27 protein-coding genes are annotated in these 22,862 nt (G+C 45.1%); 4 read left to right on the top strand and 23 right to left on the bottom strand.

Going from position 1 to position 22,862, the window contains the following annotated elements; translation table 11 throughout:
- Positions 1-296: 296 nt before the first annotated feature.
- From B5X68_RS27460 to B5X68_RS27485, 6 genes are read right to left on the bottom strand one after another with little or no spacing between them, the layout of a single operon-like run.
- Positions 297-1,046 (bottom strand): metallophosphoesterase family protein, encoded by a 750-nt coding sequence (locus B5X68_RS27460; protein WP_082217977.1) that lies wholly within the window; start codon positions 1,044-1,046, stop codon positions 297-299.
- On the bottom strand, positions 1,043-1,819 hold the full coding sequence (locus B5X68_RS27465) for a metallophosphoesterase family protein (RefSeq protein ID WP_082217978.1): 777 nt from the start codon (positions 1,817-1,819) through the stop codon (positions 1,043-1,045). The genes B5X68_RS27460 and B5X68_RS27465 overlap by 4 nt, the downstream gene beginning before the upstream one ends.
- Positions 1,820-1,830: 11 nt before the next feature.
- Positions 1,831-2,868, bottom strand: coding sequence for an ACR3 family arsenite efflux transporter (gene arsB, locus B5X68_RS27470; protein WP_082217979.1), 1,038 nt, complete (start codon positions 2,866-2,868; stop codon positions 1,831-1,833).
- Positions 2,865-3,314 (bottom strand): arsenic resistance N-acetyltransferase ArsN2, encoded by a 450-nt coding sequence (gene arsN2 / locus B5X68_RS27475; RefSeq protein WP_082217980.1) that lies wholly within the window; start codon positions 3,312-3,314, stop codon positions 2,865-2,867. The genes arsB and arsN2 overlap by 4 nt, the downstream gene beginning before the upstream one ends.
- A gap of 15 nt (positions 3,315-3,329) precedes the next feature.
- Positions 3,330-3,902, bottom strand: coding sequence for a DUF6428 family protein (locus B5X68_RS27480; RefSeq protein ID WP_229208591.1), 573 nt, complete (start codon positions 3,900-3,902; stop codon positions 3,330-3,332).
- A gap of 56 nt (positions 3,903-3,958) precedes the next feature.
- The gene (locus tag B5X68_RS27485; protein ID WP_082217981.1) at positions 3,959-4,291 is read right to left on the bottom strand and encodes an ArsR/SmtB family transcription factor; all 333 of its coding nucleotides are present in this window, start codon (positions 4,289-4,291) and stop codon (positions 3,959-3,961) included.
- Positions 4,292-4,450: 159 nt separating this feature from the next.
- Here B5X68_RS27485 and B5X68_RS27490 point away from each other — a divergent pair, with 159 nt between their 5' ends.
- Both B5X68_RS27490 and B5X68_RS29570 read left to right on the top strand, forming a co-directional pair.
- Positions 4,451-5,101 carry a low molecular weight phosphatase family protein gene (locus B5X68_RS27490; protein WP_082218002.1) on the top strand — a complete coding sequence of 217 codons (651 nt, stop codon included), beginning with the start codon at positions 4,451-4,453 and terminating at the stop codon, positions 5,099-5,101.
- 353 nt (positions 5,102-5,454) lie between these two features.
- On the top strand, positions 5,455-5,799 hold the full coding sequence (locus B5X68_RS29570; RefSeq protein WP_082217982.1) for a four-helix bundle copper-binding protein: 345 nt from the start codon (positions 5,455-5,457) through the stop codon (positions 5,797-5,799).
- Between the two features lie 356 nt (positions 5,800-6,155).
- Here B5X68_RS29570 and B5X68_RS27500 read toward each other — a convergent pair whose 3' ends face one another.
- From B5X68_RS27500 to B5X68_RS27575, 16 genes are all read right to left on the bottom strand, one after another.
- Entirely contained in the window at positions 6,156-6,671 is a 516-nt protein-coding gene (locus B5X68_RS27500) for a TlpA family protein disulfide reductase (RefSeq protein WP_082218003.1), read from the bottom strand.
- Between the two features lie 11 nt (positions 6,672-6,682).
- A complete protein-coding gene (locus tag B5X68_RS27505) occupies positions 6,683-7,120 on the bottom strand; it encodes a rhodanese-like domain-containing protein (protein ID WP_082217983.1) in 438 nt (145 codons plus the stop codon).
- Between the two features lie 29 nt (positions 7,121-7,149).
- On the bottom strand, positions 7,150-8,067 hold the full coding sequence (locus B5X68_RS27510) for a substrate-binding domain-containing protein (protein ID WP_082217984.1): 918 nt from the start codon (positions 8,065-8,067) through the stop codon (positions 7,150-7,152).
- Between the two features lie 12 nt (positions 8,068-8,079).
- Positions 8,080-8,541: a DsrE family protein gene (locus tag B5X68_RS27515; protein WP_082217985.1), complete on the bottom strand. Its 462-nt coding sequence runs from the start codon at positions 8,539-8,541 to the stop codon at positions 8,080-8,082.
- Positions 8,542-8,748: 207 nt separating this feature from the next.
- Positions 8,749-9,333, bottom strand: coding sequence for a TlpA family protein disulfide reductase (locus tag B5X68_RS27520; RefSeq protein WP_082217986.1), 585 nt, complete (start codon positions 9,331-9,333; stop codon positions 8,749-8,751).
- Between the two features lie 18 nt (positions 9,334-9,351).
- Positions 9,352-10,458 carry an efflux RND transporter periplasmic adaptor subunit gene (locus B5X68_RS27525; protein ID WP_166444594.1) on the bottom strand — a complete coding sequence of 369 codons (1,107 nt, stop codon included), beginning with the start codon at positions 10,456-10,458 and terminating at the stop codon, positions 9,352-9,354.
- A 20-nt stretch (positions 10,459-10,478) separates the two neighbouring features.
- A complete protein-coding gene (locus B5X68_RS27530; RefSeq protein ID WP_229208594.1) occupies positions 10,479-13,607 on the bottom strand; it encodes an efflux RND transporter permease subunit in 3,129 nt (1,042 codons plus the stop codon).
- Between the two features lie 48 nt (positions 13,608-13,655).
- Positions 13,656-15,035, bottom strand: coding sequence for a TolC family protein (locus B5X68_RS27535; protein ID WP_082217989.1), 1,380 nt, complete (start codon positions 15,033-15,035; stop codon positions 13,656-13,658).
- A gap of 87 nt (positions 15,036-15,122) precedes the next feature.
- Positions 15,123-15,560 (bottom strand): hypothetical protein, encoded by a 438-nt coding sequence (locus B5X68_RS27540; protein WP_082217990.1) that lies wholly within the window; start codon positions 15,558-15,560, stop codon positions 15,123-15,125.
- A 155-nt stretch (positions 15,561-15,715) separates the two neighbouring features.
- Positions 15,716-17,071, bottom strand: coding sequence for an MBL fold metallo-hydrolase (locus B5X68_RS27545; RefSeq protein WP_082217991.1), 1,356 nt, complete (start codon positions 17,069-17,071; stop codon positions 15,716-15,718).
- A 33-nt stretch (positions 17,072-17,104) separates the two neighbouring features.
- Positions 17,105-17,614, bottom strand: a complete 510-nt coding sequence (locus B5X68_RS27550) for a DUF6691 family protein (protein WP_082217992.1) — start codon at positions 17,612-17,614, stop codon at positions 17,105-17,107.
- A 6-nt stretch (positions 17,615-17,620) separates the two neighbouring features.
- A complete protein-coding gene (locus tag B5X68_RS27555) occupies positions 17,621-18,241 on the bottom strand; it encodes a class I SAM-dependent methyltransferase (RefSeq protein ID WP_082217993.1) in 621 nt (206 codons plus the stop codon).
- A gap of 4 nt (positions 18,242-18,245) precedes the next feature.
- Positions 18,246-18,809: a YeeE/YedE family protein gene (locus tag B5X68_RS27560; RefSeq protein ID WP_082217994.1), complete on the bottom strand. Its 564-nt coding sequence runs from the start codon at positions 18,807-18,809 to the stop codon at positions 18,246-18,248.
- Between the two features lie 20 nt (positions 18,810-18,829).
- Positions 18,830-19,129 carry a rhodanese-like domain-containing protein gene (locus tag B5X68_RS27565; protein ID WP_229208595.1) on the bottom strand — a complete coding sequence of 100 codons (300 nt, stop codon included), beginning with the start codon at positions 19,127-19,129 and terminating at the stop codon, positions 18,830-18,832.
- Positions 19,130-19,147: 18 nt separating this feature from the next.
- A complete protein-coding gene (locus tag B5X68_RS27570; protein ID WP_082218004.1) occupies positions 19,148-20,569 on the bottom strand; it encodes an MBL fold metallo-hydrolase in 1,422 nt (473 codons plus the stop codon).
- A 140-nt stretch (positions 20,570-20,709) separates the two neighbouring features.
- Positions 20,710-21,510, bottom strand: coding sequence for a sulfite exporter TauE/SafE family protein (locus tag B5X68_RS27575; protein WP_170916749.1), 801 nt, complete (start codon positions 21,508-21,510; stop codon positions 20,710-20,712).
- A gap of 177 nt (positions 21,511-21,687) precedes the next feature.
- Here B5X68_RS27575 and B5X68_RS27580 point away from each other — a divergent pair, with 177 nt between their 5' ends.
- Positions 21,688-22,332 carry a Crp/Fnr family transcriptional regulator gene (locus tag B5X68_RS27580; RefSeq protein WP_082217997.1) on the top strand — a complete coding sequence of 215 codons (645 nt, stop codon included), beginning with the start codon at positions 21,688-21,690 and terminating at the stop codon, positions 22,330-22,332.
- Between the two features lie 77 nt (positions 22,333-22,409).
- On the opposite strand, the gene B5X68_RS28740 is transcribed toward B5X68_RS27580, so the two are convergent.
- Entirely contained in the window at positions 22,410-22,559 is a 150-nt protein-coding gene (locus B5X68_RS28740) for a lmo0937 family membrane protein (RefSeq protein ID WP_141110446.1), read from the bottom strand.
- Between the two features lie 39 nt (positions 22,560-22,598).
- Between B5X68_RS28740 and tnpA the strand changes: the two genes are divergently transcribed.
- Positions 22,599-22,862: IS66 family insertion sequence element accessory protein TnpA (gene tnpA, locus B5X68_RS27585; protein WP_141110303.1), on the top strand; the 264-nt coding region annotated here is incomplete at its 3' end.

Here is a 22,862-nt window from a genome sequence, read left to right on the forward strand (position 1 = left end):
TGGATGATGATCAGGCAAAAATATCCTCTTTCCAGTCAGCTGCCGGATCAGATCGTAATTAAGCTTATCATCGCGGGTAAATACTTTCACTTTCCCTATAGCGCTATCTTCGCCAACAGAAAACTGTATTACAACTATACCGCCATTTTCACCAAGAACAGCAGGATAGTCAAGAAGGCAGGATAATTGATTGCCTAGGTCATACGTCTTTTCTCATCTTGTTAAAGAATAGCAAGTTGCCACTGTGGTAAAAAAGAGAAGAAACAAAACCATCAAACCTTTCATCTGAATAAAGGTTAATATGCTTTTCTTAAATTATCTGCAAAAGCATTAGGAAGTAGGCTCAGCTCTACGGCCTGCGCTGCCTTTTCTACATCGTACTTAACCCTTACAAATTCAACCTTAACAGCATCTTGATCTGTACTACTGGCTGTCTGATTAATCGTGATAAGTACATAACAAGCGCGCGCATCACCATCTTTGGGTTTTCCGACGGAACCAGTGTTAATAAGGTGATGAAAATGCTCACTGCCATTTTCACCTGAATCAATGACACGGTGATAAGGCTTGTGCGAATGTCCGAAGCAAAGGATATCCGCTTTAAATTCTTTGACTATTTCAAGCATGCACTGCTCAGGCAGTTCCTGCAACAGATATTCGTTGATGCTTCTAGGGCTACCATGTACAAGCAGTATGTTCAGCTGCTGATCATTAAGCTGAAACTCTATTCGCAAATGCCTGGGAAGTGTTAACAGGTAATCCCTTTCTTTGTTTCCAACCAGTTTATAAGCATATTCGCTGTTTTCTTCTTTGCTGCAATCGCCTTGGGAAGGCAGTATCTTTGCAACTTTCAGGTCGTGGTTTCCTGCAATGGTTGCAATGCCATGTTTGCGCACCAAACCAATTACTTGGTTAGGCCATACATTATAGCCCACAAGATCGCCCAGGCAATAAACTGCGTCTGGCTTCCTGGTTTCCAGATCCGCTAGCACTGCCTTGAAAGCGGGAAGGTTTGCATGGATATCAGATAGTAGTGCTATTTTCATTTCCCCAGACGTAATGATTCTGCATATGCGTCGGGAAGGATGCTGCCTTCTACGGCCTTGGCTGCCTTTTCAATATCATATTGAAAGCGTATAAACTCTACCGTAATGCTATCCTTACTTGATGCCAGTGCATCGGTACTAATATGCAGGATCACATAACCACCCCTTGGGTCACCATCTTTTGGCTTACCGACAGAACCAATATTGATCGCGTGCCGGAAATGATCTGTGCCGTCTGGCTCGACTGAGCCCAAGATCCTATGATAAGGTTTGTGGGTATGCCCGAAAAGCATCACATCTGCGCTGGCCTGTTCCATGATCCGCAGCATGCTTTTTTCGTCACGGTCCTCAAACAAGTATTCGTTGATCCTGCGAGGGCTGCCATGCACCAGAAGAACCGAAAGTGGTTTATCATTCAACTGGAAATCCAGACGGATGTGTGCCGGCAAGGTTCTTAGATAAGCCCGCTGCTCGTCCTTGACAATTTCGTTTGTGTAAGCAATCGATACTTTGCCGTTTTCTTTTTCATCGTCCGTTTTATAAGCGCAGCCACAATCGTCGCTGCTTCGTCCGATCCCGAAGTCGTAATTTCCGGCAATGGTAGGGATACCACGTTTCCTGATCTGATCGATTACTTCGTTTGGCCAGATGTTGTAACCAACCAGATCACCCAGGCAATAAATAGCATCAGTGTCTCTTGAATCAACATCTTTAAAAAACGCCTCCAATGCCGGAAGGTTGGCGTGAATGTCAGAAAAAAGGGCAATTCTCATTTAATATGTAGTTAATTGGAAAACTTGTGCTGCTGTTTGAGTGCAAAATTGACCATCAGGATCAATACCGGCACTTCTATTAGTGGGCCAATGACAGCAGCGAATGCAGCCCCCGAATCAATCCCGAATACTGCGATGGCTACCGCTATCCCGAGCTCAAAGTTGTTACCTGCGGCAGTGAAGGCCAGCGATGTTGATTTGGCATAATCTGCGCCTGCGCGTTTGGACAGGTAGAAAGCAGAGAAAAACATGATTGCAAAATAGATTGTAAGCGGCAGCGCAATGCGCAGCACGTCAAAGGGAATACTGACAATCAGCTGGCCCTTCAAACTAAACATGACCACAATCGTAAAGAGCAAGGCAATTAATGTGATTGGGCTGATGGCGGGAAGAAATTTCTTCTCATACCACTGCTTACTATACAGCTTCGTTAATACGATCCGTGAAATAATGCCTGCCAAGAACGGGATGCCCAGATAAATGAAAACGCTTTGGGCAACTTGCCCAATAGTAATGTTAACCTCAAAGCCCTTCAAGCCGAAAAGCGGCGGTAATACCGTTACGAAAACATAGGCATACACCGAATAAAACAAGACTTGAAAAATGCTGTTGAAAGCAACCAGTCCTGCCGCATACAGGCGGTCACCATTAGCCAGGTCATTCCAGACAATGACCATGGCAATGCAGCGGGCAATGCCGATCATGATCAGGCCAGTCATGTACTCAGGCTTATCGGGAAGGAAGATAACGGCCAGGCCAAACATCAGCAGCGGGCCAATGATCCAGTTTTGAAGCAGCGAAAGCCCCAGGATCTTGGTGTTGTTAAACACCTTTGGCAGCTCTGCATAACGCACCTTGGCCAGTGGCGGGTACATCATTAGCACAAGGCCAATGGCTAGTGGAACGTTCACGCCTGACCCAGAATTAAACTGGTTGATAAAATCAGGTGTGCCTGGCAAGAAATAGCCAATTGACACACCGATCAGCATGGCCAGAAAAATCCATAAAGTCAGGTAGCGGTCTAGGAAGGAAAGACGCGGGTTATTCATGTGGTTGTATGCTTTAAATCTCTTTTCATCACGACAGCAGATGTTGGGCAAAGGCCACTAAACTGCTTGGTTTGCTGAATTGCTTCCGGCACTTGCTCACGGTTTACGACCGCAAAACCATAGCGGTCAAAATAATGGTCAGCTGTGGTTGTGATCAAATATATAGCTTCAAGTTCTTTCGTGTCAGCATTTGCCAGCAGCTGCTCGACCAATTTTCGGGCAATGCCCTTACCCTGATGATCAGGGCGAACTGCAACTGAGCGTAACAATCCAACTTCTCTATAAAGCTCTATTCCAGCAACACCAACAAGTGCTCCTTCCTGTCTGGCTAAAAGAAAATCCGGCAAGCCAGCAGGCAAGTCTTCGGTAAGAAGGCCTGCATCTTTCAGCAGGCTGATTACGAGTTCTTTGTCTGCTGGCCCTGCTTTATCAATTTGAAGTTTCATAGCTGGTTGTTTTGATTAGCAGCACCCAGAGCCTGGCTTGCAGCTCTCACCATCGGAGGTGACCAGTTCCAATTCCTGTTTAACAGGGGCAGGCGCGCAGCATGAAGCTTCGGCGGGCGACGTGCCGCAGCTTTGGTTTCGGGTAAGTGCCTTGCATTGGGTGAAGTCCGGAACCAGGTTAACAGTGAATGTTTCACCATCGGAGGCAAATTCTCCGGGGTACATCTGGCGTGTATCAAACCTGGAATTGCCGAACTCAATTTTAACGGTTGCATTAGGGTTCAGGGGAAGGGATTTTTCAACCAGGTCAACAATTTTCAGCGCTTTGTCAACTTTCATTGAACGGTCTACTTCTTTCTCTGAGGGTTCCCATAGCTGCACGATCACTTCTGTCCAGCTGTTCATTACCCCGCCGCAATCAACTGAAACAATCGGTGCTTGTTTGATCTCGGTAATGTGGTAAGAGCTGTCTACAAATTTGCCTTCCTCATATTGGAATTGCAGGTGCAGATCAGGGTTTTGTTTAAGGGTATTTTTGAAATCACCCCAGCTCATCGGACCGCGGGTCTCCGGATTTAATTGGCTCATGGTTTTTATTGGTTAAATGTATTATTACGATTGATATTTTCAAAAAAATGCCCTGCCTAGTTGCAGCAGGATTCACTAAGGGCAAATGTATCAAGCAACGTACCGAAAGTTTTTTGCGCTTCTGACCACACGACCGGGTTTATGCAATAACATACCCTTGGTGGATTGATTTCACCGTGGATAATGCCGATCCTTTTGAGCTCTTTTAAATGCTGTGAAACAGTTGCCTGGGCAAGTTCGAGCTCATCCACTAAATCACCGCAAACACATGCTTTTCTGGAAATTAGCAGTTGCAAGATCGCAACCCTGGCCGGGTGCGAAAACGCCTTTGCCAGATCGGCGATACGGTTCTGCTGCTCTGTGAATATTTCGGTTTTAGTTACTCCCATGCTGCAAATATAGATAGCATTCTATCAATTGCAATATTACGATGAATATTTTTTTGTCTGATAAATTCTATCGTATCTTTACGATTGACTACAACTTACCTGATAAATATGAGCCTGATCCATCTTTTACTAATAACCTTTTTTACCACTGCCGCAATCATGCCAGCTAGCAAATCAGACAACAAAAAAGCACTAAACCCGAAGCTGTCTTCCTACATCAACACGATTAAAGACGACATTTTAAAAATTCCAGGCGAGAGAAGAGAAGAGCTCGACAAAATAGCCGCATTTATCCAAAAGCAGGTTAAAGCCGGCCAGCCCGTGCAGCTCACTTACATCTGCACGCACAATTCGCGCCGCAGCCATTTCGGCCAAATTTGGGGCGCAACTGCTGCTGCAAATTACGATATCCCTAATGTGAAAACATACTCTGGCGGTACTGAGGCCAGCGCATTCAATGAGCGGGCGGTCGCTGCCTGCGAGCGGGCTGGTTTTGCGGTAACGAAAACATCAGAGGGCAAAAACCCGGTTTATCATGTAAGCTACGGGGACGGAGCTGAACCTATGAAAGCTTTTTCAAAAAAATATGATGACGCTAGCAACCCTCAAAGCAATTTTTGCGCTATCATGACCTGCTCGCAGGCTGATGAAGCGTGCCCTGTTGTAAAAGGCGCAGCTGCCAGGGTTGCCGTTCCTTATGATGACCCAAAAGCCTTTGATGGCAGCGCGCAGGAGACGGCCAAATACGACGAACGCTGCAAACAGATCGCCATAGAAAACTTGTATGTTTTTTCAAAAGTGAAAATCTAGGTTATCGCGCTAACAAGCATTGGACAGTTACATTCGGCAGTATCCGGGCGACCATTTTTCCAGGCATTTGTCTACACCGCTAATCATTGACTTCTTGATGAATTCCAGGTCAGCGATCTTACGCTCATGAGAGATACTTTTTCTGATATTTTTACAGAGACATCCCTACATAATAAAGTAACTTTTCAAATAAACAGTAAACGACCGACTAACTAGTCAGCCAATAGCGGTTACAAAAGCCAGCTAGCAGCTCGCAAAAAAATAAGACAATTAAGTTCTCAAATAGCTGGGACACTGGAACCGTTTTTGTATCGAAACGCCAATTTCAATAATGTTTATTTAAACTATGAAATATGGCAAATCAACAATTTAAAGACTGCATCGACGCTTGTGCGGCTTGTGCAGTGGCATGCAGCTATTGTGCAACTGAATGTTTAAAAGAAGCTAATCCAGAAAAGTTAGTCAGATGTATCCAGCTTGATCTTGAATGCGCTGCCATCTGCCGTAGCGCCGTAGAAGTAATGAGCCTGGGAAGCGAATTCAGCGCAGATTTGTGCCGTGTTTGCGCAAATGCTTGTAATGCTTGTGCACAGGAATGCGAGCAGCATGCGCATATGGGGATGGATCATTGCCGCCGGTGCGCGGAAGCCTGCCGAGCATGTGCAAAGGCTTGTGAGCAGATGGCCACGCCAGTATGAGAATCTGAACAAAATAGGAAGCCAAACTTTATGTTTGCTTCCTATTTCTATAATGAATTTAGCGATGCAGGGCCTTTAACGCTGGCCTGCTTGGCGGTATCTAATTGATCGGCTAAGTTCGTGTTGGCTATCGGCCTCCTTTAAACGCGCGTTATCTCTAGGGCCGAGCACTTATAGGCAAAGTGTAAACCAAAGGGAGCCACGTCAGTATGTTAAAGAAAAAGACGGCTTTCGGGGGAACCTAGTGCTTTCTCCTGCGAACCCTTCCCTGAGAGCAGATTCAAGAATCCTGGACGACCGCAAACCTTGCTTAATCAGGTAACTGGTTTGGATAATCAGTTTGTTTAGTACTAAAATTACTTGCCTACCTTATCACTTAAAAACTGGTCTAGCTCTTTTCCATGCAGATTTAGTGCAATAATCGAGCCTTTTTCGTCAATGATCGCATTGAAAGGAATCCCCTCTAATTGATAAGTCTTTGCAACAGGCGATGCCCAGAATTTCAAATCGCTGACCTGGGTCCAGGGAAGACCGAGTTTCGTGATCGCCCGCTGCCAAGCGTCTCTTTTACTGTCAAGGGAAACTGCAAAAATTTCAAAATTTTTGCTTTGTGATCCAGGGCGGTGATACTTTGCATATAATCGTTTAAGCTCTGGCTGCTCCTGAATGCAGGGCGCGCACCAGGATGCCCAAAAGTCGATCAACACAAGATTGCCTTTCATGGATGAAAGCGACTTTTGTTCGCCAGTTATCGAAGGCAGCGTTATTTCGGGAGCCTGGCTTCCGATTTTAAGTGGTTGCTGAGCGGATAAATTTCCGCCAATACCATACAAAAGAACCGTTAAAAAAACTATGAGGGGTAATTGTTTCATTTTAGAAATCATTATTGAACTGGGTAATCTTTATCTATCCAATCTGTTTTAATATTCTTGGGTATATCCAGAAGTTTAGCGTTTTTAAATCCCATTTTCTTAATCTGGGAAAAGGCAGGCCTGATATTAGGACAACGATCAAAGGGACAGCAACCACAGTACAGGACCACTTCACGGTTTTTATCCTCTTTCGAAAGTAATGTTTCCAGCTTTTTAAGGTTGGCCTTTTCGTCTGCCGGGCCGATATCCACAGAACCTTTGATAACTGCCTGCGGGCCGATATTAACGATAAGGGGCATAAGAGTTTTTGCTTGCTGGATCCGGTCTGCCAATTGCTTTGGTGGCATAAGCTGAGAAGAAGACCAGGGCTCCTGCTTAGTTTGTCCCTGCACGAATGTAAATGATACTAACAGAGATAATACTGTAATAATTTGTGTGATCTTTTTCATGTTCGAAAAGAATTTTTAGGACAGGCCGTTTAATTTACATTAAAGCCATATTTGACATAAATATTTTTTGCGGTAGTACTGGTTAGAAAATCCATAAAATCCTTCGCCGCTTTCGGATGGGGTGCTTTTTTTAGCAAACCAGCCACATAGGTTGATTCAATATTATCTTTCTCAGGAATTTCTACCAGCTCAATCGGATGCCCGATCATTTTTTGATAATAGGCCTCAGAATACCAGACCGGACCTGCATGTGATTGCCCGTACAAAATTCGCATCGGTGTTTGCCGGTGATGGATCTGGGTTAAAAAAGTTGTCTTCGCATTTACCTTGTCATGCATAATCAGCTCGCGAAGCTTCTGACCGCCAACTTTCGTATAAGCTTCTTCGATAAGCTTCCCTATCCCTTCCCATTCCGGGTTTGGCATACTTACCAACACGTCCTTATGGCCCAGATCTGCCAGGCTTTTTATCTGCTGCGGGTTGCCTTTCTGAACCATAATGGCAAGTTTGCTTTTAGCATAGGTTTCTGTTCGCAAAAACATGTCCGAGAACTCATCAATTTTCCCTTTTCCGGCGGTATAAATGTCCGGCTGATGACTGATACGCATATTCCCAATCGTTATAGATCCAGACTGGATCTGTTTGCCCAAAATCCCGGGCGGTAACGTCTCTGCAAATACCCGTTGATACTGCGGATACTGTTTTTTAAATGCTGATAACAAATCATCAATCACCATAAACTGGTTACCTCCAAAAAATATGATTAATTGGGGATCAGTAATATCTCCATACAGATCAGGTACATTGTCTATGCCTGGTACTGTAAACTGTAAGCCTTCAGTGGGCGGCGTATTCCAGGGCGGATCAAAAGAATGATCCTGCCCGCTCACCCTGCCCAAAGCAAAAAGGTTTACGAGCATAATCGTAAGAAAAACAATTCTATTCATAGCGGTAGGCGTTTATGGGTGTACAACCGCCCACCCCTGCTGCTGACGGATTATGATCTCGCCGTTACCGCTAGGGACAAATGATATAAAATCGAAAAGCTCATCCTTACTGATATTACGCTCCCGAAGTGTGTTTTCGCATTCCGCCAGGATAACCCCTTTTGCCTGTAAGGCCTTCACCTGGCTCTCATAAGGATTGGTTTTTTTGAAGACCGCAACTCCCCCGCCGTGAACTACGAGCTCAGCCTTGAGCTTTCCTTTCAAACGGGGATCTTCCAGGGCATTCATTATGTTTTTTAGGGTTGCCTTAATTGTTTTATCATCGTCGCTATTCAGTTGGTAGACGACCTTATAAGACTTTTTATCGGCAGTTGCACCGTGAAACTCACTGGGGCTAAACGGTTTATTTTGCGCCCAGGCTCGGCTTGAAAGCAACAATAAGGTGGCAAATAAAAGGCATGCGATCTTTTTCATTTCTTATAGTTTTAATTGATTTACTTATTAAGTATGATTATGCTGCTGCATTGGACTAGGTGCTAAGTCAGACAGCCTGTAAAGTTTTTCAAAATGCATGATCTTTCCATTGATTGGAATGATACATAATCTGATAAACAAGCCTACAAACTTTGGTGAGATTTGTCATAAGCAGTTTGCTTCATAATGATTATTAAGTGGCCTTTCCTACTTTGCAAGCTGTGCGATCATATCAACAATTTTAGGACTACTGTAGTCCGCAGCACCTTCCTGTCTGTATACCATTTTGCCTTGCCTATCCAGAATAACCGTAGTAGGAACGGCTCCCTGCATAAAAACCGGCGGTATCTCGCTGGCCGGACTTACCACCTCCAAAGCATACTGGTGCTTCTTCATGAAGCTATCTGACTTCTGGTGATTACCATCTACATCCACCATCAAAAAGACCACCTTTTCATTCTCCTTAAACTTGCTATGCAAATCATTGATCGAAGGCATTTCTGCAATGCAGGGCGGGCACCAGGTTGCCCAAAAATTGATAAATATGACTTTTCCTTTTAACGAGGCCAGATCAATCGTCTTTCCACCACCATCTTTAAAATAAACATTTGGTAAAGGTTCTGCGGCAGCTTCATCAGGCTGCCTGTCAATTTTGGGCTGGAACAGGCCGATTTTCATCAGGCTCTGAATTGTCCATCCTTTTACCTGTGGGCTGATCACCATAGCTGCGATAAATACCACCATCATGGCCGAGAATATGTTTGAAGGCGATAACCATTTCTTTTTCATCATTATTTCTATTTTAAAGTGTTATTTAATTTTAACCTTACCGGCATTGAGCAGCTCTTCGCTGCCAATTTTGACAATCTGGTCTTTTCGATCCAGCTCGCCAAATACCTCCTGGACCGAATCCCGTCTTGTTCCCTCACTGATGGGCACTTTTCTGACCGCCTGGTTTTCCACACGCAATACGAATGTTCCCGACTGCGCGTGCACGATGCTGCTGGCAGGCACCCATAAAGTAGAATCTGGACGCCTTAGCTTCATCGTTACCTGGGCATACTCCCCTCCATCCAGGGAATTATCCTTGTTTTCCACATCAAATTCAGCGGTTACCGAGCGGTTCTGCTGCTGTAAAACCTGGCTTTTCCTGGATAGAACAGACGTAAACATTTTCCCAGGCAGATTGGAAACCGTAAAGCTGGCCATGGCATTTTTTCCAACAGACTGTGCATGTTTTTCCGGAATTGCAACAGTCAGCCTTAGCTTTTTGTTCTGGGCAATAACCAGCAGCGGTGTTGTATTATTTTCCCCCACCAAGGCTCCCACTGATACATTCCTTTCCACTACTACGCCATCGAATGGCGCAATAATTTTTAGATATTCTTCGATCTGTCCAAAGGATTGGGCACTCGATATAGCAGATTGATACGCAGCACTGTCACTTCTTAGTTTGCTTTTAGCCCTATCCAGCTCGATGGCGGCAACAGAACCGTCCTTTTGGGTAGCTTTCAAAACCCTTTCATACATCTGACGGCTCAGCTGAAAATCTTCATAGAACTTCTGCTGGTCAGACCTGGCTGACTGAAAGCGTTGTGAGACCTCCGGAGCTTCTAAGATGGCAAGTACCTGTCCTTTCTTGACTACACTGCCACGGTCAACATGGATGTTTTTTACAAAGCCCTTGACCTTTGCAAATAGGCTGACCTGTTCATAAGGTTTTAGCTCACCTGGCAACGCCAGCGTGTAGTCTGGCTGGTCTTTCACTGGACTGATTACCTGCACGCTCACAGGGCCTTTCACATTTGGCTTGCTTTGGCTGTCTGTTTCTGGTTTGCTATCGCAGCCATTTATACCAGCACTTATCAGGGCTAGGCCCAGAAAGAGAACGGTTGAATTTTTATGAGTTGTCATCATGTTTGACAGCATTGTCCTATTCATTTAGTGATTGCAATTAATTGAGCCTCGGTGTCGTCCGGATCCAGTGATGGACTTTCTCGGCCTGTTTTACGCATCGCCCATGTAAAAAGGTGCGGCATAACCAAAAGCACAGTAAGCGTGGACAAAAGAAGGCCACCGATTACAGCCTGTCCCAGCGGGGCGACCTGCTCGCCGCCATCTCCCATGCCCGAAGCCATCGGGACCATACCGGCAATCATAGCCAGCGTCGTCATCACGATGGGCCGCAGGCGCGAGGATGCCGCAGCAAGGCCTGCCTGCCGTGCCTGCATCCCCATGTACAACCTGTTATGCTCAGCCTGGTTGATTAGAAGCACCGCATTAGAAACAGATACACCCACCGACATGATAATACCCATGTAGGACTGTAAATTAAGTGTGCTGCCAAATAACAAAAGCATCAGGATACTTCCACCGATCACAGCTGGCACGACAGCAAGTATCATCGCAGATATTTTAAAGGACTGATAATAAGCTGTCAGCATCAAAAAGATCACCACAATTGCAACCACCAAACCGGTCTGGAGTCCCGACATGGTCTCATCCAGCAGCTGCATGAGCCCTTCGCTTGAAACAATTACCCCGCGTGGTGCATCACCCGCATCCGCCAGAACTTGTTTGACTGCGCCGGAAGCGCTACCCAGATCTTTTTGGTAGGTATTGGCTAGTATAGTAACATACCGGTTTGATCCCTGCCGGTTTACCTGTCCTGCTTGCTTAACCATTTCCAGGCTGGCCACGTCTTCGAGTACCGGTCGCGGCTCGCCCGATTTGAGAGGAATAGAGCGAAGTTTGTCCAGCGAGCCCATATCAGATTCCGGTATCTGCACCTGCACCTGAAATACTAGACCTGACTTAGGATCAACCCACAGGTTTTTATTGGTAAAACGGGTTGATGATGTGGCAATAGCCAGCGCCCGTGAGACGTCTTCCATAGTCAGACCAAATTGGGCTGCAAGCTGCCTGTCTACATTGATCTTTACACTCGGATAATTGACCGGCTCGGCAATACGAACATCTCTTAAAAAAGGGATTTTATCCATTTCCCCTTTCAACTTCAACGCATACTGATTAGCAGCTTTTAGCTGCCCTGCTGCAACTTTGATCTGTATGGGAGTCATGGCCCCCTGGCTCATAATCTTTTCAACAAGCTCCATAGGCTCAAAGTTGATTTTCAGCTCAGGCAGCTCTTTTTTTACTTGTGACCTGATCCTTTCCTTGAGTGCTGAAATGGACTCTTTAAAAATCGTCTGATCAATCGAAATCTGCAAAACCGCTTCATGCGAACCACTGGTGAACAGAAAGATGGGATTAATAGCGGTAGCCGATGGCTGAAGGCCTACAAAGGCAGAGCTGATTTTAATCGAATTTTCAGGCAGTGCCTGCTGGATGATACCCGTCACTTTTTTTAGGTATGCTTCTGTATTTTCAAGCCTGTTGCCCTCGGGGGCGACAATCCGTAGCTGTATATCACCGCTGTTGCTAGCTGGTAAAATATCAGTTCCGACTGCCAGAAAAGATGCCGCCACCATAACACCTACTGCAAGCGCATAGACCGTCAAAACAGCTACGGGCCTGCCTTGCAAACGGCGGGTGAGCAATAAATATTGGGACTTAAAAGCGTCAAACCATGTCCGCTTTGCGCCTTTAACCCTGTGATGGGCTTTTAGCTTTTCTGGTTTCATTAGCCAGTTTGCCATGATGGGAACAAATGTCTGGGAAGCCAGAAAAGAGGCGATCATAGCAAAAGCCACAGCCAAAGAGAGCGGCATAAACATATCTTTTGGAATGCCACTCATCATAAATGAAGGGATCAGTACCGCTAGTATACAGAGCAGAATTAAAAGCTTAGGGACCGAAATTTCAAGCAGTGCATCCAGGATAGCCCTTTTTTTGGGTTTATCCATTTCAAAATGCTGATGGATATTTTCAATGGTTACCGTAGCTTCATCTACCAGGATCCCAATGGCAAGCGCAAGACCGCTCAAAGTCATCACATTGATGGTTTGACCGAGCATGTATAGCATAATCACAGCGGAAAGGATCGCGATGGGTATGGTCATTACCACAATCAATGATCCACGCGAATCTCCCAGAAAAAGAAATACCATCAGCCCTGTTAGCAGCGCCCCTAAAATGCCTTCGTGGATCAGGTTTTCAAGTGAACGCTCGATATAACCCGACTGGTCGAAAACATACCGTATATCTACATCTTCCGGCAAGGCTGCTTTCAGCATGGGTATGGCAGCTTTCAGGTTTTCAACCACTTTGAGCGTAGACGCATCTGATTTTTTGATCACAGGCAAATACACAGACCGTTTGCCGTTGATGATCGCATAGCCGGTGGTGATATCGGCCGCATCTTCTACACTGGCAATATCTTTGACATATACATTGGTCCCTGAACCCTTCCGGATTGGAATATCTAAAAATTCCTGTGGATCATTGGCAATCGAGTTAAGCGGGCTCATCAAATTTTGGTTGCCGATCCGGATGTTTCCAGCAGGGGCCGGAAAATTATTCTTGGCTATTGCAGTAGTGACTTCTTCCGCTGAAAGCCCGTAGGACTGCATCAGATCGGAATTAACCTTGACAACCATCGTACGGATATTACCACCGAAAGGTGCAGGGGCCGTCACACCAGGGATGGACACAAACATCGGCCTGATCTTGGTCAGGGCCATATTTTGAAGCTCAGTGATTGATCTTTGAGGGCTTTCGAACACCAGCTGCCCGATCGGGATCGAGCTGCCATCAAAGCGCACGACCTGAGGCGGCACTGCTCCAGGTGGCAGAAAGCCCATAGCCCTGGAAACCTGGGTTGAAACCTCGCCAGAAGCCTGCGCCATATCGGTACCAGGGTAAAATGTCAATTTCATCAGCGTAAAACCCTGGATACTTTTAAAGTCAATATCCTTGACACCGCTTACAAATATGAGCACTTTCTGAAACTCGTTGGCCATAAAACCATCCATATAGGCTGGTGATAGCCCACCATAGGGCATAGCAATATAGATGACCGGAAGTTCGACCCTAGGGAATATATCCACATTGATCTTGCGGATCGCCGTGAAAGAAAAGTAAGCTATACCAATAACAGCTACCATTATCGATAAAGGTCTTCGCAAAGCAAGCCTTATAATATTCATCGTATTCTATTTAAATTGGTTTTGCAGATAGGAAAAATCGCCCGATGCCTCCGAGCGGACCAGAACGTGCTCCCATAGTTGACTATGGGCATCGATATTGGTTTTCTCTGCTTGCTGTAAGATCAACTGGATCTGCAATAGTTCTGTCAAACTGATCAGCCCATTCTCATATCTTGATAAATAAAGCTCGTAAGCCAGCCTGGCGTTTTTAACCGCTGCATTTATGCTGCTGATTTGTCTTAGTTGGCCTTCGATACGTTTTGAGGCAGAAATATGCCGAATGTCCAGATCGAGTTTTTGAACATCGTAATTTGCCTGGCGTGACCTAACTCTTGACAATATACGTTTCTTCTCAAGACTACTGTTTGAAGCGTTGGTTATGTTCCAAGTAACAGCCAGACCCAACAAGTAGTTGGTGGACCCGTTTGCATAGCCATCGAAAACCCCATTTTCAACTAAGCCATCCTGACTAATACCGCTGCCCCTCAGGGCAAGCCCTCCAAGTGCTGAAAACGAGGGTAGCGCCTGGCGGCCGGCGAGCTCAGCCTGAGTTTGACCATACCTTACAGCATCATCAAGTACTTGCAGGTATGGGTGGGGATTCTCTATCATGCCGCCTTGCATTACAGGTGCCGGGGCCAGGTAAGGCTGATAATATAGCGCCTGGGCTGTATCAACCTCAGGTGCGAGTTCAGTCAGCGCTTGCAGGTCTGAGCTTAATTGTGCGTGCCATGACTCCTGCTCTGCATCCGTCTGCAAATACGCAGACAGGGCAAGTGAACTGTCTGCTCCCGGCTTTAAGCCTGCCACAGCCAGACTTGCTGATAACTCAAAGATTTGTTTTGTACGTGCTTCATTTTGAAGTGCCCATTGCAAATTAACTTTACTGTTTAACAGCTTCAAAAATAATTGCGTAGACCTGGTTTTTAGTCTGAGCTGCTCGGCACTGAGCTCATTTGTCGCCTGATCAATACCTTGATCAGCAGCTTTGATGGCCAGATTTTTGCGGCCAAATTCAAAGAATCTCCAATCTGCTACAACGGAACCGAAAGTATTGAATGCTGCTGTCGGCTGGCCTGGTTGCCCTGCTGCCCGGCCGTTAATATTAATCACGCCAGGAAGCGGAAAGAACGCGCCGCTACTGCTGGCGTAGGTCCCCATCGAATTTTGAAGCTGCAATTGCACATTGGGCATATAGGCATTATTCCGGGTGAGCCTTCTGGCCAATCTGGATTCATCCAGTTGCGCCTGTTTCGAGGCTAGTGACGGATAATTAGAAAGGGTCATTTCCCAGATTTGGGTAAGTCCCAAACTGGATTGTGCATGCAAAGATGAGCCGACTAGCATGATCAAAATGCTTGTCAGACAAAGCTTAAGCCTTATCATATTAAATCTGTTAGTTTTAAAACTGCGACATCAACAAGAGTTAAAATCCTGCTAGTGCCAATAAAAAGTTAGATTTATTATGTAGGCTCAAATGAGAAGATATCTGTTTTTGATGTAGATGGGACTGCCACTGTCGGCAGGTAAAACTTTAAAAAGATGCGCTAAAGGGCTATGCACATCGCCAGAAAATCTAGTGAAAATCAGCAAAAACGGTAGATACGTCAGTATAAAGAACTCAACCACCGGCAAGGTGGCCGTATCTGATGTAGCATGAAGATCCTGATCAGCATAGGCCGAGTTATTAAGCACTCCACAAGCCTCATGCTGGGTCACCTTAGTAGCAGCAGGTAAACCCTTATCAATTCTCTGTGTGGTATTCGCTTGGCGTGAGTGATCTAGAAGCGCATCACTTAAAGATTTTTTAATTTGACAGTTGGACAACAAAAATAAAATAAAAAACAAGAAGACTACCGCCCTGACAGGCTTGCATCCTTGAACTTGATGTTTTATATCGTATTGTTTCACTATGAAAATTAAATATTGCAAGGTAAAGTAGTATCCGATCACGCCTCCCGACCGCTTGCTGTAATACTACTAACGCAAACGATCGGGTTTTTAGTGAGCCAAATGACATTTATTTTAAAAAAAGCTATTGGCAGATTAACCTATTCAATAGAAGGCTACTGATCAAACTCTTTGATGTGTTTCCCAATGTCATATACCGGTTTGCCCTCGCCAATTAGCGAAGCAATCAGTGAGCTGCCAATAGCGCTCCGGTATCCACCCGCGCAGTGTACTGCAATCGACTTATCAAGCGGGATTTCATCAATCCTGCTTTTCAAATCGGCCAGCGGAATCGAAATACTACTGCTGAAAATCGGATTCTCAGACACTTCCGAGCTGTTTCTTACGTCAACAATAGTGTATTTGTCCTGATGAGCCCTAAAATCTTTCAGGTCCAAAAGCTGAATAGTTTGCTGCCCACTATTTAATACAAAAGCTTCCTTGATCTTGGCTTCATATCCGATGGATGCTGTGCGCTTGATAAGCTCTTTCAAAGTTTGTATATCCTGGGCAGCAAGATAAAACTGCTCCGAAGGATCAATCATGCTTCCCAGCCACGTTTCAAACTTGGTTCCATCCATAATATTAATGGATCTGGCCAGATGCCCGTTTTTAAAATCCTGTTGGTCGCGGCTATCTACAACCCATAGATCAGGATCTAATTGCTCAGCCTTACTTTGCCCTAATGATGAAGCCAGCTTTACTTTACCAACACTTTCACCAAATGCTGGTGCGCCTTTTTTGTTAAGATCGACATCAAAAGGAAAATAGCCTGGAATAAAGGGCTGATCAGACGTTAATTGTTGTACAAATGCTTCCTGACTCATGGGCTGTAAAGACCAATTCTCTCTCTTTTGCTCTCCCATACTGCTGCTGGAAGCATCACTCAGCGCTTTTCCGCATAAAGTGCCCGCTCCATGCGCCGGGTAAAGGATAACATCATCAGGTAATGGAAGTAGTTTATTGCGAAGTGAATCATACATTTTAGCTGCCAGTCTGTTGCGCTGCGCGTCCATGTCTTTGCCAGTTCCTCTCAAATCCGGACGGCCACAATCGCCAATGAATAGCGTATCCCCACTGAACAAATACTTAGGTTTACCATCATGCTCTAAAAGAACAGATATGCTGTCATCCGAATGGCCTGGTGTGTTAATAGCTTTCAATACGATTTTGCCAAAGGCTAATGTGTCTCCTTCGTCAAAAGGCGTCAGAGTATAAGCAGCATCAATTTTTCGGCTCGCATAAATGGCAGCTCCAGTGGTCTGGGCGATTTCCAGATGGCTGCTGACAAAGTCGGCATGTGAATGCGTTTCTATAACAGCGATAATCTGGACTTGATGCTCTTTTGCAAACGCATAATACGGCTCTGGATTCCGGGCCGGATCGATTAATACCATTTTTGATTCGCATTCACTCAGGATGGCATAACTGTAATGTGCCAAGAATTTATCTTCGAACTGTTGGATTTTCATAACAAATGTTTTTAATTCAACTCTAAACTGTAACTAATGAGGTAATTGATCCCTAAACCTGCCATATACCCAGGTTCCTGCCACTGCGCTAATTAGCGTGACGATTACAACAGTTGCCCCCATACCAATCTGTGCAAACAAAGGCCCTGGACAAGCGCCAGTCAGACCCCAGCCCAACCCAAATAATAGGCCTCCATAAATTTGTCCTTTATTGAACTTCTTATCAGTGAAGGTGATAGCTTCCCCTGAAATGGTTTTGATCCGGTACCGTTTGATAAGCCACACTGAAATCATTCCGACCAGTACGGCGCTTCCAATAATGCCGTACATATGAAACGATTGCAGCCTGAACATTTCCTGGATCCTAAACCAGCTGATCACTTCTGCTTTCACAAATAGTACGCCAAAAAGTAATCCAACCACAAGGTATTTTAAGTTGTAATACCATTTATGTTGTTTTTGACTCTCATTGATGCATATTGAATCAGTTGCCCGGATGTCATGCTCGCTTTGTGCCGTCTGCTCTACTGATGAATTGGCCATACTCTTTTAATTGTTTATTTTGATGAAATCCGCAAAAAGGAAATCCTGACTTGTTTGAAAAGGCGTAATATGCGTTGCGTAGCAATGAGTTTCTACGGCAAACGAATCTTTAAAGACATCGGCAAGTGCAGTCATATCGTACTGACTCACCGGCAATCCACTGCATTTCTGAGGGCCGGACAAAGAAAAAGTGCCCAAAATCATATGCCCTTTTGCGACCGCGTTTTCAGCGATGCGCTTGTAGTGCGCTTTCTGCTCAGCAGTGATCAGGAAGTGAAACACCGCCCTGTCGTGCCAGAGTGCGTATTGTCTTTCCGGTTTAAAATCCAGTATATCAACCACCAGCCAGGTAACCTGCTCAGACTTTGCGCCAAGCCTTTTTTGGGCTTTCTCTATCGCCTTGGCTGAAATATCCAAAACAGTTATATCCCTGTAACCTTCCAGCAATAAATAATCTACAAGCAGGCTGTCACCGCCACCAATGTCAATGATTGCACTATCTTTCGCGGTATTTGTATCCTGAATCAGGGCCAATGAATACGCTGGCTTCTGTTCTGTCCAGCTTAACTGCTCTGGTGAGCTGGTACCATAAATATTTTCCCAATGTGCTTTTAAGTTATCTTTCATCTGCTTACATCATTAATATGAAAGGCAATATCCAGTTTGCCATTACAAATCCGCCAATCATAAAACATACTGTTGCAACCAGCGAGGGCCATTGCAGGGTAGCAAGTCCCATAATCGCGTGACCGCTCGTGCAGCCACCCGCGTAGCGCGCACCAAACCCTACCAGAAACCCACCACCAACCATCATGATCAATCCGGGCAGCGTCAAAAGTTTATTCCAACTTACCAGCTCAACAGGCACGAGCGATGAAAAATCAGTAACACCATAAATGCTCAGCTCTTTTACCAATGATGGGTTCAGCTGGACTGGTTCGGTGTTAGCCAGAAATGTCACCGCTATCATCCCTCCCAAAAAAATACCCAGCACAAAAAACATATTCCACAACTCCTTTTTCCAATCGTATTGAAAAAACGGGATTTTAGCCGGAACGCACATGGCGCAAACATGCCGGAGCGATGATGAAATCCCAAAGGACTTATTACCCAGTATTAAAAGTGCAGGCACTGTTAGCCCGATCAGCGGCCCGGCCACATACCAGGGCCAGGGCTGTTTTATAATTTCCAGCATAATAGTATGAAGGTGTTTTTTTATTGAATTTTTTGTCTGAGCTTATCCCAGGCCCCACCGTTATAAACCTGGACCCCGGCCATTTTTAATATCCCTTCTGCCAGCCCACTGCGCGTGCCACTACGACAACAGGTAATGACAGGCTTTCCACATTTTTTCAAAAATGATGCTTTGTCGCTGATCTTATCCAGCGGAATATTAATGCTCTCATCAATATGGCCCGATGCGAATTCCTCAGGGCTACGCACGTCAACGATCAATGCCCCGTGCCCGACAAGGCCTTTCAAGTCTGTTTTATTATTTCCGAAAAACAATGACATAATTCCCATGATCTTTTCTTACAATAGTGTACTTGGACAAACATAGTTGCTTACTTCAAGCTTGCCTGAATCCTTAATTGCCTTAAAACCTCCCCTGACATCGATCAGATTGTCATATCCCCGTGCTTTGAGCACTGAATTAAAGATCATCGACCGGTAACCGCCGGCGCAGTGTACGAAGTACGTTTTGTTTTTATCAATCTGCGCCAGGTGATCATTGATATAATCCAGGGGGATATTTTCTGCATCCAGCATATGCTCAGACAGGAACTCACTTGCCTTACGTACGTCCAGCACGCCGATGGCAGGGTCCATTTTCAAGCGCTGACTCATCTGGTCAGCGGTTACTGACTGGATCTGGCTGGTTTCTTTACCGGCTTTAACCCAGGCATCGATCCCACCTTTTAAATATCCGATCGTATGGTCATAGCCCACACGCGCAAGACGGGTCACCACTTCTTCTTCCCTACCCTGCTCAGTTATTATCAATATGCTTTGTTTGATGTCGGGAATAAGCGCTCCAACCCAGGGAGCAAAGCCCCCATTTATTCCGATGTTGATCGAGTTAGGAACGAATCCTTTTGCAAAGATTTCTGCATCCCGCGTATCAAGGACGACCGCGCCAGTTTGGTTTGCCACCGCCTCAAAAGCCGCCGCATCCAAAGCCTGGGCTCCCCTTTCAAGAACCCTGTCAATGCTTTCGTAGCCATTGACATTCATCAAAACGTTCTCGGGAAAATAAGCAGGGGGTGGCATCAGCCCACCCGTAACTTCTTCGACAAACTCTTCCTTGGTCATATCCACCCTGAGTGCATAGTTGGAGGTTTTCTGGCTACCCAATGTATCGGTTGTTTCTTTGCTCATGTTTTTGCCGCACGCACTTCCTGCGCCGTGGGCCGGATAGACAATAATATCATCAGCAAGTGGCATAATCTTATTACGCAGGGAATCAAACAGATGCTCTGCCAGCTTTTCTTGTGTCAGTCCGGCGGATACCTTTTGTGCCAAGTCAGGACGCCCAACATCACCAATGAACAGGGTATCCCCTGTAAAAATGCCAACCTGTTTTCCCTGCTGATCACTTAAAAGATAACAGGTGCTTTCCATGGTGTGCCCGGGTGTATGCAATACTGTAAGCGACACATCGCCCACTTTCAGAACCTGGCCGTCTACGGCTACAAGCGCATCAAAGCTAGGCTTAGCAGTCGGGCCGAAAACGATTTGTGCACCGGTTTTTTCAGCCAGGTCAATATGGCCTGATACAAAATCCGCATGAAAATGCGTTTCCAGGACATATTTTATTTTTGCCCCATTTTGTTCTGCACGGTTGATATAGGGCTCAACTTCACGCAGTGGGTCGATTACCACAGCTTCCCCATTGCTTTCGATATAATAGGCTCCTTGCGAGAGGCAGCCGGTATAAATTTGCTCAATTTTCATATTGATGATTTTTTGATTTTTCAACCCTTTTTGAATTAACTATACAAATTTCAGGATGTTTAGCTGGCTGGTCAGTGACAAGAGTCACATTGCGAAAAAGAATGAAAATCATTTTCACCTGCTTGGCTAGTGATCGGAAATTATTTGAGATGCATCAGCTCGGAGGATATAATATAAATCCCCATCACCAGCACAAACCAGCCAAACCCCTTCTTCAAAGAAGTAGCATTAACCCTTTTGGCTAGGATGCCCCCGATTAAAATCCCTGCCATGGCAATACCAGTGATTTTCAGTAGAAAAGCCCAGTCAATCACGAAATGTCCTATATCCCCTGCAAAACCGATCAGCGAATTCAGCGCGATAATCAGAAGCGAAGTGCCCACAGCTTCCTTCATAGGCATCCCCAGGATCAATACCAATGTCGGGATCAGCAAAAACCCGCCCCCTGCTCCCAGAAAACCCGTAGTTAATCCAATCCCAATGCCGCTTAAAAGCATCCGGGCAATATTACCTTTTAAGTCACACTCCAAACACCCCGGTTTTCGCTCTTTGCTTTTGATCATGCCTACCGATGCCGCTACCATCAGCACAGCAAAGAGCACCATCGTCAGTAAAGGTTCGGTGATCTGAAAGGCTCCAATGCTAAAAAGATCATGGGGCACCAATGGAATTAAAAACTTACGCGTCAGGAAAACCGTTGTGATCGATGTGCTTCCAAAGAGCAGTGCCGTCTTAATTTTGACTGCGCCTTTCAAATAATTGCTGTATGCCCCGACAAGACTGGTGGATCCGACAATGAACAGCGAGTACGATGTTGATACCAAAGGACTAATACCGAACATATAGACCAGGACCGGCACAGTCAAAATGGAGCCGCCCCCGCCGATCATACCCAATGAGATACCAATAAATACAGACGCTATGTAGGCGATGATTTCCATTTTTTGCATTGTTTATGCTGCAAAAATCAGAAGTGTCAAGCGCCGGGAAAGTGATAAAGGTCACATATGGGAAATAATATTTATTATGTCCCAAAACTTGTACTTCCAAGCATTTCGGAACCTTTTAGGGTGCATTTTTTTTATGACTTTATGCCTCGCTTAATTATTTAGCTACTTATGAGTGAAGATATTTCCTACTATCTCGATACCGTTTTTGCGGACTTTGAGCCTGAATTAAAACAACACTTGATCCGGGAATGCAGCCTGAAAAAGATTCCAGCCGGAGAAGTAATCATGCGGGCCGGACAGTACATTAAACACACCTTGCTTATTGGAAGCGGGAGAGTAAAACTTTACCGTCAGGGAGATGATGGTCAGGAAGCCTTTGTTTATGATCTTCAACCAGGAAACGCATGCGCCTTATCGATGATCTGTAATACAAAACAAGAGGCTAGTGAGATCATGGCCAAAGCCCTGGAAGATACCGTGGCAATTCTGATACCCATCCAGTTAATGGACGAGCTGATGCAGAAATATAAAACCTGGTATTACTTTGTCATTGCCAACTACCGGGCCCGCTTTGAAGAGCTGCTGGTAGTATTTGACAATGTAGTATTTAAGGGCATGGACGAAAGGCTGGAATTTTATCTGAAAAATCGGTTTAGAACTACTGAGACCAGTCAGATTTTAATTACCCATCATCAGATTGCCAATGATCTCAATACTTCTCGGGAGGTAATATCAAGATTATTAAAGAAAATGGAACAGGATCAAAAAATCAGACTTCAAAGAAATAGTATTGAATGGGTTACCCGGATGTAATTTACTTGATCTCCCAACTCTGATTTAGTGAGATAAATCCAGCTAACATGCAATTACAGTAGGTTAATAATTACCTTTTAACCTCGAATTACTCTGAGAAGAATAGCTACAACTGCTATTACAAGTAAATAATGAATGATGATGCCCATCCCAAAGCCGTCAAATCCAAGATACCCGATCAGCCAAAGGATTATTAATACAAGTGTGTAAGTGTCCCTAAATGACAGACAGTTTGAAATTAGAGAATATCACTTAATTTTAAACTGATGAAAAAGACGAGATTCACAGAAACCCAGATCGTTTCGATCCTCAAACAGCAGGAAACCGGCATCACTACTAAGGAGATTTGTCGGCAGCATGGCATTTCTGAGGCCACTTTTTATAACTGGAAAAGCCGGTATGGAGGAATGGAAGCATCTGACGTCAAACGGCTGAAAGATTTGGAGGAGGAAAATTCACGCCTGAAAAAGATGTTTGCCGACCTGAGCCTGGACAATCAAATTCTTAAAGAACTTTTCGCAAAAAAGGGC

It is taken from the genome of Dyadobacter psychrophilus (assembly GCF_900167945.1).
GTDB lineage: Bacteria > Bacteroidota > Bacteroidia > Cytophagales > Spirosomataceae > Dyadobacter > Dyadobacter psychrophilus.

Coding starts and splice junctions, on each gene's coding strand:
- B5X68_RS27460 (WP_082217977.1), bottom strand. CDS start 1,046: ATGAAAATAGCACTACTATCTGATATCCATGCAAACCTTCCCGCTTTC.
- B5X68_RS27465 (WP_082217978.1), bottom strand. CDS start 1,819: ATGAGAATTGCCCTTTTTTCTGACATTCACGCCAACCTTCCGGCATTG.
- arsB (WP_082217979.1), bottom strand. CDS start 2,868: ATGAATAACCCGCGTCTTTCCTTCCTAGACCGCTACCTGACTTTATGG.
- arsN2 (WP_082217980.1), bottom strand. CDS start 3,314: ATGAAACTTCAAATTGATAAAGCAGGGCCAGCAGACAAAGAACTCGTA.
- B5X68_RS27480 (WP_229208591.1), bottom strand. CDS start 3,902: ATGAGCCAATTAAATCCGGAGACCCGCGGTCCGATGAGCTGGGGTGAT.
- B5X68_RS27485 (WP_082217981.1), bottom strand. CDS start 4,291: ATGGGAGTAACTAAAACCGAAATATTCACAGAGCAGCAGAACCGTATC.
- B5X68_RS27490 (WP_082218002.1), top strand. CDS start 4,451: ATGCCAGCTAGCAAATCAGACAACAAAAAAGCACTAAACCCGAAGCTG.
- B5X68_RS29570 (WP_082217982.1), top strand. CDS start 5,455: ATGGCAAATCAACAATTTAAAGACTGCATCGACGCTTGTGCGGCTTGT.
- B5X68_RS27500 (WP_082218003.1), bottom strand. CDS start 6,671: ATGAAACAATTACCCCTCATAGTTTTTTTAACGGTTCTTTTGTATGGT.
- B5X68_RS27505 (WP_082217983.1), bottom strand. CDS start 7,120: ATGAAAAAGATCACACAAATTATTACAGTATTATCTCTGTTAGTATCA.
- B5X68_RS27510 (WP_082217984.1), bottom strand. CDS start 8,067: ATGAATAGAATTGTTTTTCTTACGATTATGCTCGTAAACCTTTTTGCT.
- B5X68_RS27515 (WP_082217985.1), bottom strand. CDS start 8,541: ATGAAAAAGATCGCATGCCTTTTATTTGCCACCTTATTGTTGCTTTCA.
- B5X68_RS27520 (WP_082217986.1), bottom strand. CDS start 9,333: ATGATGAAAAAGAAATGGTTATCGCCTTCAAACATATTCTCGGCCATG.
- B5X68_RS27525 (WP_166444594.1), bottom strand. CDS start 10,458: ATGATGACAACTCATAAAAATTCAACCGTTCTCTTTCTGGGCCTAGCC.
- B5X68_RS27530 (WP_229208594.1), bottom strand. CDS start 13,607: ATGGTAGCTGTTATTGGTATAGCTTACTTTTCTTTCACGGCGATCCGC.
- B5X68_RS27535 (WP_082217989.1), bottom strand. CDS start 15,035: ATGATAAGGCTTAAGCTTTGTCTGACAAGCATTTTGATCATGCTAGTC.
- B5X68_RS27545 (WP_082217991.1), bottom strand. CDS start 17,071: ATGAAAATCCAACAGTTCGAAGATAAATTCTTGGCACATTACAGTTAT.
- B5X68_RS27550 (WP_082217992.1), bottom strand. CDS start 17,614: ATGGCCAATTCATCAGTAGAGCAGACGGCACAAAGCGAGCATGACATC.
- B5X68_RS27555 (WP_082217993.1), bottom strand. CDS start 18,241: ATGAAAGATAACTTAAAAGCACATTGGGAAAATATTTATGGTACCAGC.
- B5X68_RS27560 (WP_082217994.1), bottom strand. CDS start 18,809: ATGCTGGAAATTATAAAACAGCCCTGGCCCTGGTATGTGGCCGGGCCG.
- B5X68_RS27565 (WP_229208595.1), bottom strand. CDS start 19,129: ATGTCATTGTTTTTCGGAAATAATAAAACAGACTTGAAAGGCCTTGTC.
- B5X68_RS27570 (WP_082218004.1), bottom strand. CDS start 20,569: ATGAAAATTGAGCAAATTTATACCGGCTGCCTCTCGCAAGGAGCCTAT.
- B5X68_RS27575 (WP_170916749.1), bottom strand. CDS start 21,510: ATGGAAATCATCGCCTACATAGCGTCTGTATTTATTGGTATCTCATTG.
- B5X68_RS27580 (WP_082217997.1), top strand. CDS start 21,688: ATGAGTGAAGATATTTCCTACTATCTCGATACCGTTTTTGCGGACTTT.